The sequence below is a fragment of the Serratia sp. YC16 genome (assembly GCF_009707615.1).
Classification (GTDB): Bacteria; Pseudomonadota; Gammaproteobacteria; order Enterobacterales; family Enterobacteriaceae; genus Serratia; species Serratia surfactantfaciens.
On the sequence record NZ_WLYN01000004.1, the window covers coordinates 205,927 to 218,479 of the forward strand.

Below are 12,553 nucleotides of genomic sequence, written 5' to 3' on the forward strand. Positions count from 1 at the left end.
GTTTACACCGGCAGGTCGATCAGCAGCGCGCGCAGCGGCGTCTCGGCGCGGATCGTCAGGCGATTCTCCTCGCGCACGAAGGCACCGTCGCCGCAGGTCAGACGCTGTTCTTCGTGGCGCTCGCCGTTGGCGGTGATGGTGCCGTGGATCGACTGCAAATAAGCGCGCGGCCCGTTAATCGCCAGCGTCAGCTGTTCACCCGCTTGCAGATCGAGATGGTGGATCCAGACCTGCTGGCGCAGCTGCAGGCTGCCCTGCGCGCCGTCCGGCGAGGCCAGCAGCAGGCTGCCTGCCGTCGGCAGCGTCAGGCGCTGCACCCGCTCGTTGCTGCGTTCCGGACAGGCGTCCAGCCACAGCTGCAGACGGGTGAGCGGCGTGTCGCCGCTGACGTTCTGCTCGCTGTAACTCAGGCCCGGCTGGGTGGCCAACAGCAGCGCTTCGCCGGCTTTGGCACGCACCGTGTTACCGTCGCTGTCGCGGTACTCCGCCTCGCCCTGCAGGATCAGGTTCAGGATGTCCACGCTGGGATAGGTGCGCGGCTGGAACGACGCGCCTGGTGCCAGCACCTCCTGATTCAGTACCCGCAGCGAGGCGTAGCCCATCAGTTTGGGATCGAAGTAGTGACCAAAGGAAAAGGTGTAGCGAGCCTGCAGCCAACCAAAGTCAGCTTGCCCGCATTGTTGTGCTGTTCTGCATGTAATCATGGCAATCGGCTCTCTAAATTCATTATCCAAATGGTAAGCATCTGGACGTCGGATTGTTAGCCAGTTAATCTGGTCGGCATATTCAAATTTCCTGACAGAGGGATGTGATGGCCAGAGATCGGGCGCTCACGCTTGAGGCGCTGAGAGTGATGGACGCGATCGACCGGCGTGGCAGTTTCGCCGCGGCCGCCGACGAATTGGGCCGGGTGCCGTCGGCGCTCAGCTACACCATGCAAAAATTGGAAGAAGAATTGGACGTGGTGCTGTTCGACCGTTCGGGCCACCGCACCAAGTTCACCAACGTGGGGCGCATGCTGCTGGAGCGCGGGCGGGTGCTGCTGGAGGCGGCAGACAAGCTGACCACTGACGCCGAAGCGCTGGCGCGCGGTTGGGAAACCCACCTGACCATCGTCAGCGAAGCGTTATCACCGCCGAGCCTGCTGTTCCCGCTGGTCGACAAGCTGGCGCTGAAGGCCAATACCCAGGTGTCGATTTTCACCGAAGTGTTGGCGGGCGCCTGGGAGCGGCTGGAGCAGGGGCGCGCCGACATCGTGATCGCACCGGATATGCATTTCCGCGCATCCTCGGAGATCAACACCCGCAAACTGTACAAGGTGATGAGCGTCTATGTCGCCGCGCCGGATCACCCGATCCATCAGGAGCCGGAGCCGTTGTCCGAGGTGACCCGCGTGAAGTACCGCGGCATCGCCGTGGCGGATACCGCCCGCGAGCGCCCGGTGTTGACCGTTCAGCTGCTGGATAAACAACAACGTCTGACGGTGAGCACCATTGAAGACAAGCGTCTGGCGCTGCTGGCCGGGTTGGGGGTGGCGACCATGCCGTATCCGATGGTGGAGAAAGATATCGAAGCCGGGCGGCTGCGGGTGGTGGGGCCGGAATACAGCCGCGAAGCCGACATCATCATGGCCTGGCGGCGCGACAGCATGGGAGAGGCGAAAGCCTGGTTCCTGCGCGAAATTCCGCGCCTGTTCGCACAGCGTTAACGTTCGTTGAATGACATCCCCTTGCCGGGCGGCAAGGGGATTTTTTTCGTCTTAACCGAAGCGCTGGTCGCGGCCGTGCGGCTCGTCCAGATCCTGCGCCGGCCCGATGGAAATGATGCCATACGGGTTGATGGTGGCGTGGCTGCGGTAGTAGTGATTGCGAATGTGCGGCAGGCTGACCGTCTCGGCGATGCCCGGCATCTGGTAGATGTCGCGCAGGAAACCGTACAGGTTCAGGTAGTCGCTGATGCGGTGTTTGTCGCACTTGAAGTGGGTGACGTATACCGGATCGAAACGCACCAGCGTGGTCCACAGCCGCAGGTCGGCCTCGGTCAGCCGATCGCCGGTCAGATAGCGGTGCTGCCCCAGGATCTGCTCCAGGCGCTCCAGCGCGCTGAATACCCCGTGGACCGCTTCGTCATACGCTTCCTGGCTGGTGGCGAAACCGGCCTTGTACACGCCGTTGTTCACCCGATCGTAAATCCAACCGTTCAGCTCATCGATCTTGCCGCGCAGTTCGGCCGGGTAGTAATCGCCCGCGCGGGCGCCCACGCCGTCAAATGCGCTGTTGAACATGCGAATGATGTCGGCGGATTCGTTGCTGACGATGGTTTGCTGCTGTTTATCCCACAGCACCGGCACGGTCACGCGCCCGCTGTAGTGCGGGTCGGCCCGCAGGTAGATCTGGTACAGGAAGTCGGCGTGATACAGCGGGTCGCCGGTGGTCTCAGGAAAATCCTGGCCAAAGGTCCAGCCGTTTTCCAGCATCAGCGGGTGCACCACGGAAACTGGAATGATCTGCTCCAGCCCTTTCAATTTGCGCATCAGCAGCGTGCGGTGCGCCCAGGGGCAGGCGAGAGAAACGTACAGGTGATAACGGCCCGCTTCGGCCTGGAAGCCGCCCGCGCCGTGTTCGCCCGGCTGACCGTCGGCGGTCACCCAATTGCGAAACTGAGCGGTTGAACGTTTGAAACGGCCGCCGGTAGATTTCGTGTCATACCAGATGTCTTGCCAAACGCCATCGACGAGTTGTCCCATGGGAATCTCCTTGGTGTCCGAGTGAAAAACGACAGGACCCGGCATGCCGGGCCCTGAATGACAGTTTAGATTACCATTTCTTGTTCAGAATACGGTCGATGCTGAAGCCGCCTGGGCCTGCGACTGCCAACACGATGAAGCCGCCGGCGATGGTCAGGTTTTTCATGAACATCAGCTGGTTTACGCCTTCTGCAAAGTCAGTGTGGAACAGCAGCGCGGTCAGGATGGTGAAACCGGCGGTGAACAGCGCCACGGTGCGGGTCAGGAAACCGAACAGGATCGCCAGGCCGCCGCCAAATTCCAGCAGGATGGTCAGCGGCAGCAAGAAGCCAGGCACGCCCATCGATTGCATGTATTGTTGGGTGCCGGCGTAGGCGTCACCCATTTTGCCGTAGCCTGCCACGATGAACAGGATTGGCATCAGAATACGAGCAACCAGCAAACCTGTATCTTCTAATTTTTTCATCATCAACTCCAAAAGTGTTTTTGTGCGCCTGTTCGGCGGTAGTCATATCAGCGGGCGGCGTAGCGGGTCTTTGACCCTGTCCGGTCCGTATCGTATTGATGGAGTGAATGTTAAGCGGGAAGTGCTCAGGTTGTTAGCAAGTAAAACTGTCGTAATTTTTCAAAAAATCTGAATCTTTAGCGTGCTAATAAATTGCCGTTGGTCAGCAGGTTGCCCGGCCCCGGGATTAGGCATGCTGTTTCAGGGGGAAAAATGGGGGCAGAGCAACAGGAGGTTTGAAGGAAAAACGCGGCGGCTTACTTGGTAGAGAACGTCTTCTTAAACAGACGGATAGCGCTCCAGGCGCCGAAAGCGCGGCGCGACCAGCGGATCATCTTGCTGGGATGGCGGATGCCGTACAGCGCCATGATGCTGGAACCGAGCACCAGATAGCGGCGCAGGCCAAACACCGTTTGCCAGCCGCGGTCGATGCGTTCGGTCTTTTCCAGCCACAGAGACTTGTGTTCGGCCAGATCCAGACGCTGTTGCTGGATCTGCCGAATCAGCCTCTCTTTCTTCCATTCCAGGTAGCGGCGGCGGCTCATGGTTCGCGCTCCAGCTCGGCGCGGTCGAGCTCCAGCTGCTTGCGCGTGGCGCCCAGCAGCGTGGTGCGACGGGCCTTGACCAGCGTCCAGATGGTGCCGACCACGGCCAGGAACAGCAACACGCCGGTCGTGGCACCCAGCGCCACCAGCCGGTAGACCGGATCGATGGCCCAGAAGATCAGGATCAGCAGGCTCATCAAACCGAAGGCGGTGAACAGCAGCGTCATACCGGCCATGATCAGCAGCTGAATGAGGTTGGCTTTCTCCTCTTCCAGCTCGACGACCGCCAGCCGGACACGGGTTTCCACCATGCCGACCAGGATCGTGATGATGCGCTGACCGATATCCAGGACCCCTTTGGCGGGGCCCTGCGCGCGCACTTGCGGTTGTTCAGCCATGATTAGCGACGCGCGAGCAGCACGCCCAGCACCACGCCGACCGCCGCGCCGATACCGATGCCGGTCCACGGGTTGTCGCGCACGTAGTCGTCGGCTTGGCCGGCGATCTGTTTGGTTTGCGAAGCCAGCTTGTCACCGGCGTCGCTCAGGCGAGCGCGGGTCTCTTTCAGCGCGCCTTCCGCTTTCGAACGCAGCTTCTCCAGCTCGGCTTTCGGCTTGTCGGTGGAGGAGTTCAGCACTTCCTCCAGCGTATCGGCTAAGGACTTCAGTTCAGCGCGTAAGTTTTCTGCATTTGAATCATGTGCCATGTGATTATTCCTTAACGTTTATTTCGACAGACTTTTAACATAGCGGATTTTTTCGCCGGAGCAAAGGGGTGATGACTAGCAGATAACACCAGACATCACTTTCATATGCTTAAGAAATCCCGCGTGATGGGGCTCTCATCGATAAATCCGCTGGTGTAAAAAATTATTCCGCCTGGGCGCGTTTCAACTCAGCCTGCGCTTCCGCCAGCTTTTGCTGTTTCTTGGCGACCTTGTCCAGCTTGCCGGTTTGCTGCGCTTCTTTCAGTTCTTCCCGGCGTTCGTCAACCTTGCGCTGTTTCTCCGCGATATTTTTCTGGCGTTCGGCCTGCAGGCCGGCTTCGGTGCAGTGGGTCTGCACTTCGCTCAGCGCCTTTTTCAGCCCGTCCACGCGGTGGGTGTTGCCGTGCTGGGTGGCGTAGTCGATTTGTTGCTGGATGCTTTGCGCTTTGGCGGCGCAGCCGCCCTCTGCGGCCGAAGCGAGTGCCGGCAGCGCGCAGAGTGGCAGCAGCAGTAACAGTGAATGGCGTAATTTCATCTTTCAGTTCCTTTTCATGGGATGCCTGCACAGGCATCCGCTTTCCTGACTGCCTAAGACGGCAGCGCGAGAGGAGGGCGTTCATCGCCGGCTGAAGTTACCCTTCAGCATAGTCATGAAACCGGCGTGCCCCCAAAGAATCAGCCGCGGTCTGGTGTCGACTGACTGATTTTTGAGCTAAACGGTGCGAATGAAAATGAAGATAGCGGCAGCGAAAGGAAACCCCTTCATCTGAAGGGGGATTATCCCAGATTGAGTGGGGAACGCGCAAATTCGCGCACCCAATGCGACGGCACCGGAGACTCGCTCAATGCGATGTGGTAACCGGGCGGCAGGATGGTTTGCAACGCTTCGCGCGCCAGCAATTGCTGCTCCGGCGAATCCAGGCGAATGACCAGGCCATCGCCTTCCGGCGTGATGCTCTTGATGCGGATGCCGCGCTCATCGAGGCGCTGGTAGACATAAAATCCGTCGGGCAGCGACAGCCCCTGCTGGCTGGCGCGAATGCGCAGCTCGCTCTCGGTGCGCACCATGCAGGGCACCAACAGCGTCGCCAACGCCAGCAGGGCGAGCGCGATCATCAGGACGTATTGCCAGCGCGGGCGCTTTGCTGTCACGCCCCTTTCCCCGGGTTCTGGCCGCTGGCGCGTTTCTTGCGCCACAGCACGATCAGCGAGCCGACCAGACCGACCACCAGCAACACCAGCGGCAACATCATCAGGCAGAACATCAGCTGATCTTCATACTTGCGGAACACCGGGGTTTTACCCAGCGCGAAACCCAGCGTCGTCAGGATCAAGACCCACAGCAGGCCGCTCATCCAGTTGAAGAACTGGAAGCGCGCGTTGCTCAGGCCGGACAGCCCGGCGATGGTCGGCAGCAGGGTGCGCACGAAGGCCAGGAAGCGGCCCACCAGCAGGGCGGAAAGCCCGTGGCGGTGGAACAGGTTGTGCGCCCGCTGATGGTAGTGGGCCGGCAGGTGCGAAAGCCAGCCTTGCACCGTTCGCGTATTGCCGAGCCATCGGCCCTGTATGTAACTGACCCAGCACCCCAGGCTGGCGGCGACGGTCAGGATCACGACGGTCAGCGGGAAGCCCATGGTGCCTTTGGCGATCAGCACGCCGACCAGGATCAGCAGGCTGTCGCCCGGCAGGAAAGCGGCCGGCAGCAGGCCGTTTTCCAAAAACAGGATCATGAACAGCAGGATGTAGAGGGTCCACACCAACGAAGGGTTCGCCAGCGTCTCAAAATCCTGCTGCCACAAGGCATGTATCAGTTCTTTAATGATATCCATCCGGTGTTCCTAAAACGTCATTGTTTATTTTTATCTCAGCGACGGAGCGGACGTGGGCTGAAAGCGCGCGGCGATCCTGATTGCTGATAACGATGAAACGGCGTTGCTTTAAAGTTTCTAAGCGGTGCGACACCGGTCATAGGTGGTAAGTCAGCGTGCCACGGTACTGCATGTTACTTTCTTTCCAGCCGGCTTGCCGACTCTGTTGCCTGGAGGCGTCCAGCATCCAGTCGACCTGGGCAAGCCGGTTGGGGGCCGGGGTGTCCTGGCGGGGGAAACGAATTCGGTAGCCCGGCTCTGCGGCCAGGGTATAGACCGGCGCCAGCAGGGAAAATGCGAGCAGCGAGCCGGAGAAAGAGTGCGCTCTGGGCAGCAGCAGCGGCAACTTGCCGGGGGCTTTGCGGCGCGCTTCGGCCGGCGCCCGATATACATGATCATAGGGGGAAAGCGCCGGCTCCGCCAGCAGCGGCAGGCTGCTCAGCGCGCTGGGGGTGGGCTTGGATGACGCCACGCAAAGCTGTTGGCCGGAGACCGAACCGGTCCAGCAGAAAAGAGCAATCAGCATGGCAAACAACCAGCGCATTTATTCGCGTTCCGCCCCTGCAGCAATGGGTAAAAAAGTGGGCTAACTCTACCAAAATAGCACGATTGGCAACAGGGAAATCTACGTTGCCAGCGGTGAAATAGTACACGGCAAACGGCGGTTACGGCATCGATTCAGCGGATTTTACATTACCTGACATAAGCCGACGGTTTTTGACCGCAGTGGCTATTTCGGCTCGTGGCTCACGCCATCCAGATGCACTACCGGATTCTCGGCGAACAGGTAGCGGTCGGCGTTGTATTCGAAGTCGTCGCTGGTGGCGTTGAACAGCATCTGCTTGGTGTTTTCCAGATGTTGCCACATCGCCAGCTTGGCGGCGTAAGGGTCTTTGCGCATCAGCGCCTTGAGGATTTGATCGTGATCGTCGCACCAGCTGGCGATCGAGCGTTCGTCGATGTGCTCGTGCAGCTTTTTCCAGTAAGGGTTGTTGACCCGCTGCACCCACATTTTCTCCACGATGGTGGCCATGGCGGTGTTCTGAGTAGCCAGTGCCACCTGCACGTGGAACTTCAGATCCCACTGCGAGTCGCGGAAGCGATCCTCTTTGCGGGCGTGCTCCTGGATCTCCATCAGTTGCACGATATCCTGCTTGGTCACCTGGGTGGCGGCGAATTCGGCGATGTTGCTTTCGATCAGCTGGCGCGCCTGCAGCAGCTCAAACGGGCCGGCGGTGGCGAACTCGATGCTGTCGCCCGGCACCACCAGGTGCTTTTGCTGGTTGGAGACCACGTGGATCCCGGATCCTTTGCGCACGTCCACATAGCCTTCCACTTCCAGCATGATGATCGCTTCGCGCACCACGGTGCGGCTGACATTCATCTCTTCGGCGATGTATCGCTCGGCCGGCAGTTTGTCGCCCACCGGGTAGCGGCCGCTTTCGATACGGTGCTTAAGCTCGGCGGCCAGTTGCTGATACAGGCGTCTGGTTTCAGTGAATTCCATAGTGAATGCTCTATACGGTGCGGTGGGAAGGGGCGCGTAGCCATTGGATTTGTTATACCACTTATTCGGCACTGCTGCCAGAGGGGTAAGGGGCCCGGCGCGGCGGCCGGGCGGTGGGATCAGCTGCGCGCCGGGGTCGGCTGCAGCGCGGTTGACTGCGGTTCGGCGGCCGGACGGTTTTGCAGCACCGTCCAGATGACGATCGCGCCGAGAATGTCGAATACCGACAGCGCCGCGAACAGCGGGCTGAAGCCGAGCGTATCCGCCAGCGCGCCGACCACCAGGGCGAACAGTGTGCTGGCGGTCCAGGCCGCCATGCCGGTCAGGCCGTTGGCGGTCGCTACCTCATTGCGGCCGAATACGTCGGAAGAGAGGGTGATCAGCGCCCCGGACAACGCCTGATGGGCGAAGCCGCCGACGCACAGCAGCGCGATGGCGGCGTAAGGGCTGGTGAACAGGCCGATCATGCCGGGGCCGATCATCAACACCGCTCCCATCGTCACCACCAGCTTGCGCGAGACGATCAGATTGACCTTGAAATACTTCTGGAACAGCGGCGGCAGGTAGCCGCCGACGATGCAGCCGAGATCGGCGAACAGCATCGGCATCCAGGCGAACATGGCGATCTCTTTCAAATTAAAGCCGTAGGCCTTGAACATGAACAGCGGGATCCAGGCGTTGAAGGTGCCCCAGGCCGGCTCCGCCAGAAAGCGCGGCAGCGCGATCCCCCAGAACTGGCGGTTGCGCACGATCTGCCAGGCCGACATCTTTTTGGCGTGGGTGGTCTGGTGTTGCGCTTCCTGGCCTTCGAGGATGTAACTGCGTTCTTCCTGACTCAGTTTCTTCTGATCTTTCGGATGTTTGTAGAACAGCAGCCAACAGATGGCCCAGATCAGGCTCAGCACGCCGGTGATGATGAACGCCATTTCCCAGCTGTGCGCCACGATGGCCCAGACCACCAGCGGCGGGGCGATCATGCCGCCGATCGACGACCCCACGTTGAAATAGCCGACGGCGATCGAACGCTCTTTGGCCGGAAACCACTCGCTGCTGGCCTTCAGCCCGGCGGGGATCATCGCCGCTTCGGCCATGCCGACCGCGCCGCGCGCCAGCGCCAGGCCGCCCCAGCTGTTGGCCAACGCGGTGCCCATGCAGAACAGCGCCCACAGAATGGCGAACATGGCGTAGCCGATTTTGGTGCCCAGTACGTCCAGCACATAGCCCGCCACCGGCTGCATCACGGTGTAGCAGGCGGAATAGGCGGCGACGATATAGGAATACTGTTGGGTGGTGATGTGCAGCGTATCTTCCAGCGTTGGCGCCGCGACGGCGATGGCGTTGCGGGTCAGGTAGCCCAGCACGGTGCCGATGGTCACCAGTCCGATCATGTACCAGCGTAACCCTTTAATTTTACGCATCCGAAAAGTCTCCCCGTTTGAAGGTGTGGCCGGCGATGCGGCTGGCGAGACAATAACCTGTCATACAGGTTTAAAGGTTGAGTGATATCACAAAAGGAATTATTCGCCTGAGCGATACTGTTGCCGGTGAAATAGTGCGTTTATGCCGCACGTTTGCCGTAAAACTGAGCGAAAAAGGGATTGAAGGACAGCAAAACGGCAAATGGCGGGAAAAATTTGCTGGACGCTCATTAAAATTGGTGTGATAACTTTTGCGATTCGATTCCCGTGCCGCACGGCAAGTAAGGAGCCCGAAATGGCGACGTTTTTGAGCGAAGATTTCCTGCTGGACAGCGAGTTTGCCCGGCGCTTGTATCACGACTATGCGGCGCCGCAGCCGATTTTCGATTATCACTGCCATTTGCCGCCGCAGCAGATCGCGGAGAACACCCGCTTCAGCAACCTGTACGATATTTGGCTGCGGGGCGATCACTACAAATGGCGGGCGATGCGCACCAACGGCGTAGCGGAGCGGCTGTGCACCGGCGATGCGGGCGATCGCGAGAAGTTCGACGCCTGGGCCGCCACGGTGCCGCATACCATCGGCAATCCGCTCTATCACTGGACGCATCTGGAGCTGCGCCGGCCGTTCGGCATCACCGGCACGCTGCTGTCGCCGGCCACGGCGGACGAGATCTGGCAGCGCGGCAATGCGCTGCTGGCGCAGGATGAGTTTCGCGCGCGCGGCATCATGCGCCAGATGAACGTGAGAATGGTCGGCACCACCGACGATCCTATCGACGATCTGCGCCATCATCGGGCGATCGCCGACGATCGCAGCTTCGAGATCAAAGTGCTGCCGAGCTGGCGGCCGGACAAGGCTTTCACTATCGATGCACCGGGCTTCAACGACTATCTGCGGCAGCTGGAGGCGGCGGCTGACACTGCCATCGGCCGCTTCAGCACGCTGTGCGATGCCCTGTACCAGCGCATGGATCACTTTGCCGCCCACGGTTGCAAGGTGGCCGACCATGCGCTGGACGTGGTGGTGTTCGGCGAGGCCGATGAAGCGACGCTGGATGCGATCCTGCTGCGCCGCCTGAACGGCGAGCTGCCGACGCCGGAACAGAGCGCCCAGTTCAAAAGCGCGGTACTGCTGTTTCTGGCCGGCGAGTACCGGCGCCGTGGTTGGGTGCAGCAGTATCACATCGGCGCGCTGCGCAATAACAACAGCCGCATGCTGGCCGCCGTCGGCCCGGATATCGGTTTCGATTCGATCAACGACCGGCCGTTGGCGGAACCACTGTCGCGGCTGCTGGACGCCCAGGCGCGGCAGGGCGGCCTGCCGAAAACCATTCTCTACTGCCTCAACCCGCGCGATAACGAAGTGATCGGCACCATGGTCGGCAACTTCCAGGGGGAAGGCACGCCCGGCAAGATGCAATTCGGCTCCGGCTGGTGGTTCAACGATCAAAAGGACGGCATGCAACGGCAGATGACGCAGCTGGCGCAGCTCGGGCTGCTGAGCCGTTTCGTCGGCATGTTGACCGACAGCCGCAGCTTCCTGTCGTACACGCGCCATGAATACTTCCGTCGCATCCTTTGCCAGATGATCGGCCGCTGGGTGACGGATGGCGAAGCGCCGGCGGACATCGCGCTGCTGGGCGAGATGGTGCAAAACATCTGCTTCGACAACGCCAAAAACTATTTCGCCATTGAACTGGCGTAGCCGTTATCCGGGACCGGTTTATGCAAAGTACGATAAAGATTCATGAGCAGGATAACGTGGCGGTGGCGCTGCGCGATCTGGCCGCTGGAGAAACGGTTGAGCTGGAAGCGGAGAGCGTTCGATTGGCGCAGCCGGTGGCGCGCGGGCACAAGTTTGCGCTCGGCCCGATCGCCGAGGGTGAGGACATCATCAAATATGGTCAGCCGATCGGCCATGCGCTCGCGGCCATCGCGCCAGGGGAGCATATTCACTCGCAAAACGCCAAAACCAACCTGAGCGATCTGGACAGCTACCGTTACCAGCCGCAGTTCCCCGCGCTGCCGCCGCAGGCGGCGGATCGCGAGGTGCAGCTGTATCGCCGGGCCGGCGGCGAAGTGGGGATCCGCAACGAGCTGTGGATCGTGCCCACCGTCGGCTGCGTCAACGGCATCGCCCGCCAGATCCAGCATCGCTTTTTACAGCAAACTCAGGCGGACGGGATCGACGGCGTGCATCTGTTCAGCCATCCGTTCGGCTGCTCGCAGTTGGGGCAAGATCATGCCAATACCCGCATCATGCTGCAAAACATGGTCCGCCATCCCAATGCCGGCGCGGTGCTGGTGATCGGGCTGGGTTGCGAGAACAATCAGGTGGAGGCCTTTCGCGCCACCTTGGGGATCGAGGACGATCGGCGGCTGCGCTTTATGGTGTGCCAGCAGCAGGACGACGAGGTGGAGGCCGGACTGGCGCTGCTGCACGAGCTGTATCGGGAGATGCGCCACGATAGGCGCGAACCAGGCCACTTGAGCGAGCTGAGGTTTGGCCTGGAGTGCGGCGGTTCGGACGGGCTGTCGGGCATTACCGCCAACCCGCTGCTGGGGCGCTTTTCCGACTATGCGATCGCCAACGGCGGCACCACGGTGCTGACCGAAGTGCCGGAGATGTTTGGCGCCGAGCGCATTCTGATGAGCCGCTGTCGCGATTGGGAAACCTTCGGCAAGACCGTCGACATGATCAACGACTTCAAACGCTATTTCATCGCCCACCAGCAGCCTATTTATGAGAATCCGTCGCCGGGCAACAAGGCCGGCGGCATCACCACGCTGGAGGAAAAATCGCTCGGCTGCACCCAAAAGGCGGGCCTGAGCCAGGTGGTGGACGTGCTGAAATACGGCGAGCGGCTGCGCGTGCCGGGGCTGAACCTGCTCAGCGCGCCGGGCAACGATGCGGTGGCGACCAGCGCGCTGGCCGGCGCCGGCTGCCATATGGTGCTGTTCAGCACCGGACGCGGCACGCCGTATGGCGGCTTTGTACCGACGGTGAAGCTGGCCACCAACAGCGAACTGGCGGCGAAGAAACCGCACTGGATCGATTTCGACGCCGGCGGCTTGATTCACGGGGTAACCATGGACGAGCTGCTCAGCCGCTTCGTCGATCTGATTGTCGAGATCGTCAACGGCCGCCCGGCGCGCAATGAAGCCAACGATTTCCGCGAGCTGGCGATATTTAAAAGCGGGGTGACGCTGTAAGACTGACAAAAAAGGCGCTCGAAAGAGCGCCTTTTCTATGAA

16 protein-coding genes are annotated in these 12,553 nt (G+C 60.8%); 4 read left to right on the forward strand and 12 right to left on the reverse strand.

Annotated elements, in window-relative coordinates:
- Positions 1-2 precede the first annotated feature (2 nt).
- A complete protein-coding gene (locus GKN89_RS15265) occupies positions 3-704 on the reverse strand; it encodes a pirin family protein (RefSeq protein WP_154747286.1) in 702 nt (233 codons plus the stop codon).
- Positions 705-811: 107 nt separating this feature from the next.
- On the opposite strand from GKN89_RS15265, the gene GKN89_RS15270 reads away from it, so the two are divergent.
- Positions 812-1,708 (forward strand): LysR family transcriptional regulator, encoded by an 897-nt coding sequence (locus GKN89_RS15270; RefSeq protein ID WP_004937113.1) that lies wholly within the window; start codon positions 812-814, stop codon positions 1,706-1,708.
- Positions 1,709-1,759: 51 nt separating this feature from the next.
- Here the strand turns inward: GKN89_RS15270 and GKN89_RS15275 are convergent, their stop codons facing one another.
- The 11 genes from GKN89_RS15275 to GKN89_RS15325 all read right to left on the reverse strand — a co-directional run bounded on the left by GKN89_RS15275 (position 1,760) and on the right by GKN89_RS15325 (position 9,295).
- Positions 1,760-2,746, reverse strand: coding sequence for a glutathione S-transferase family protein (locus tag GKN89_RS15275; protein WP_063918705.1), 987 nt, complete (start codon positions 2,744-2,746; stop codon positions 1,760-1,762).
- A 70-nt stretch (positions 2,747-2,816) separates the two neighbouring features.
- Positions 2,817-3,212: a DoxX family protein gene (locus GKN89_RS15280; protein ID WP_025160115.1), complete on the reverse strand. Its 396-nt coding sequence runs from the start codon at positions 3,210-3,212 to the stop codon at positions 2,817-2,819.
- 296 nt (positions 3,213-3,508) lie between these two features.
- A complete protein-coding gene (locus GKN89_RS15285) occupies positions 3,509-3,796 on the reverse strand; it encodes a YqjK-like family protein (protein ID WP_019453112.1) in 288 nt (95 codons plus the stop codon).
- Complete coding sequence (locus GKN89_RS15290; RefSeq protein ID WP_015379160.1) at positions 3,793-4,194, reverse strand: phage holin family protein; 402 nt, start codon at positions 4,192-4,194, stop codon at positions 3,793-3,795. Before GKN89_RS15290 ends, GKN89_RS15285 begins: the two co-directional genes overlap by 4 nt.
- 2 nt (positions 4,195-4,196) lie before the next feature.
- Positions 4,197-4,502, reverse strand: a complete 306-nt coding sequence (locus GKN89_RS15295) for a YqjD family protein (RefSeq protein WP_004937125.1) — start codon at positions 4,500-4,502, stop codon at positions 4,197-4,199.
- Positions 4,503-4,665: 163 nt separating this feature from the next.
- Positions 4,666-5,037, reverse strand: a complete 372-nt coding sequence (locus GKN89_RS15300) for a DUF1090 domain-containing protein (RefSeq protein WP_019453111.1) — start codon at positions 5,035-5,037, stop codon at positions 4,666-4,668.
- A 242-nt stretch (positions 5,038-5,279) separates the two neighbouring features.
- Positions 5,280-5,654: an EnvZ/OmpR regulon moderator MzrA gene (gene mzrA / locus GKN89_RS15305; protein WP_004937130.1), complete on the reverse strand. Its 375-nt coding sequence runs from the start codon at positions 5,652-5,654 to the stop codon at positions 5,280-5,282.
- Positions 5,651-6,331, reverse strand: a complete 681-nt coding sequence (locus tag GKN89_RS15310) for a DedA family protein (protein ID WP_063918708.1) — start codon at positions 6,329-6,331, stop codon at positions 5,651-5,653. Before GKN89_RS15310 ends, mzrA begins: the two co-directional genes overlap by 4 nt.
- A 136-nt stretch (positions 6,332-6,467) precedes the next feature.
- Positions 6,468-6,914: a hypothetical protein gene (locus tag GKN89_RS15315; RefSeq protein WP_063918709.1), complete on the reverse strand. Its 447-nt coding sequence runs from the start codon at positions 6,912-6,914 to the stop codon at positions 6,468-6,470.
- A gap of 186 nt (positions 6,915-7,100) precedes the next feature.
- Positions 7,101-7,877 carry a transcriptional regulator ExuR gene (gene exuR, locus GKN89_RS15320; protein ID WP_019453108.1) on the reverse strand — a complete coding sequence of 259 codons (777 nt, stop codon included), beginning with the start codon at positions 7,875-7,877 and terminating at the stop codon, positions 7,101-7,103.
- A 119-nt stretch (positions 7,878-7,996) separates the two neighbouring features.
- Positions 7,997-9,295 (reverse strand): MFS transporter, encoded by a 1,299-nt coding sequence (locus GKN89_RS15325; protein ID WP_063918710.1) that lies wholly within the window; start codon positions 9,293-9,295, stop codon positions 7,997-7,999.
- Between the two features lie 77 nt (positions 9,296-9,372).
- Here GKN89_RS15325 and GKN89_RS15330 point away from each other — a divergent pair, with 77 nt between their 5' ends.
- Genes GKN89_RS15330 through GKN89_RS15340 form a run of 3 tightly spaced genes read left to right on the forward strand, consistent with a single transcriptional unit; the run spans position 9,373 to position 12,511 of the window.
- A complete protein-coding gene (locus tag GKN89_RS15330) occupies positions 9,373-9,540 on the forward strand; it encodes a hypothetical protein (protein WP_154747287.1) in 168 nt (55 codons plus the stop codon).
- 50 nt (positions 9,541-9,590) lie between these two features.
- Positions 9,591-11,003 carry a glucuronate isomerase gene (gene uxaC, locus GKN89_RS15335; RefSeq protein WP_154747288.1) on the forward strand — a complete coding sequence of 471 codons (1,413 nt, stop codon included), beginning with the start codon at positions 9,591-9,593 and terminating at the stop codon, positions 11,001-11,003.
- Positions 11,004-11,023: 20 nt separating this feature from the next.
- Positions 11,024-12,511 carry a UxaA family hydrolase gene (locus tag GKN89_RS15340; RefSeq protein WP_154747289.1) on the forward strand — a complete coding sequence of 496 codons (1,488 nt, stop codon included), beginning with the start codon at positions 11,024-11,026 and terminating at the stop codon, positions 12,509-12,511.
- Positions 12,512-12,553 lie beyond the last annotated feature (42 nt).

Excerpts from the sequence above, each read along its gene's own strand:
- GKN89_RS15275 (WP_063918705.1), bottom strand. The coding sequence starts at position 2,746 with ATGGGACAACTCGTCGATGGCGTTTGGCAAGACATCTGGTATGACACG.
- GKN89_RS15285 (WP_019453112.1), bottom strand. The coding sequence starts at position 3,796 with ATGAGCCGCCGCCGCTACCTGGAATGGAAGAAAGAGAGGCTGATTCGG.
- exuR (WP_019453108.1), bottom strand. The coding sequence starts at position 7,877 with ATGGAATTCACTGAAACCAGACGCCTGTATCAGCAACTGGCCGCCGAG.
- GKN89_RS15280 (WP_025160115.1), bottom strand. The coding sequence starts at position 3,212 with ATGAAAAAATTAGAAGATACAGGTTTGCTGGTTGCTCGTATTCTGATG.
- GKN89_RS15315 (WP_063918709.1), bottom strand. The coding sequence starts at position 6,914 with ATGCGCTGGTTGTTTGCCATGCTGATTGCTCTTTTCTGCTGGACCGGT.
- GKN89_RS15300 (WP_019453111.1), bottom strand. The coding sequence starts at position 5,037 with ATGAAATTACGCCATTCACTGTTACTGCTGCTGCCACTCTGCGCGCTG.
- GKN89_RS15290 (WP_015379160.1), bottom strand. The coding sequence starts at position 4,194 with ATGGCTGAACAACCGCAAGTGCGCGCGCAGGGCCCCGCCAAAGGGGTC.
- GKN89_RS15265 (WP_154747286.1), bottom strand. The coding sequence starts at position 704 with ATGATTACATGCAGAACAGCACAACAATGCGGGCAAGCTGACTTTGGT.
- GKN89_RS15310 (WP_063918708.1), bottom strand. The coding sequence starts at position 6,331 with ATGGATATCATTAAAGAACTGATACATGCCTTGTGGCAGCAGGATTTT.
- uxaC (WP_154747288.1), top strand. The coding sequence starts at position 9,591 with ATGGCGACGTTTTTGAGCGAAGATTTCCTGCTGGACAGCGAGTTTGCC.
- GKN89_RS15270 (WP_004937113.1), top strand. The coding sequence starts at position 812 with ATGGCCAGAGATCGGGCGCTCACGCTTGAGGCGCTGAGAGTGATGGAC.
- GKN89_RS15325 (WP_063918710.1), bottom strand. The coding sequence starts at position 9,295 with ATGCGTAAAATTAAAGGGTTACGCTGGTACATGATCGGACTGGTGACC.
- GKN89_RS15295 (WP_004937125.1), bottom strand. The coding sequence starts at position 4,502 with ATGGCACATGATTCAAATGCAGAAAACTTACGCGCTGAACTGAAGTCC.
- GKN89_RS15340 (WP_154747289.1), top strand. The coding sequence starts at position 11,024 with ATGCAAAGTACGATAAAGATTCATGAGCAGGATAACGTGGCGGTGGCG.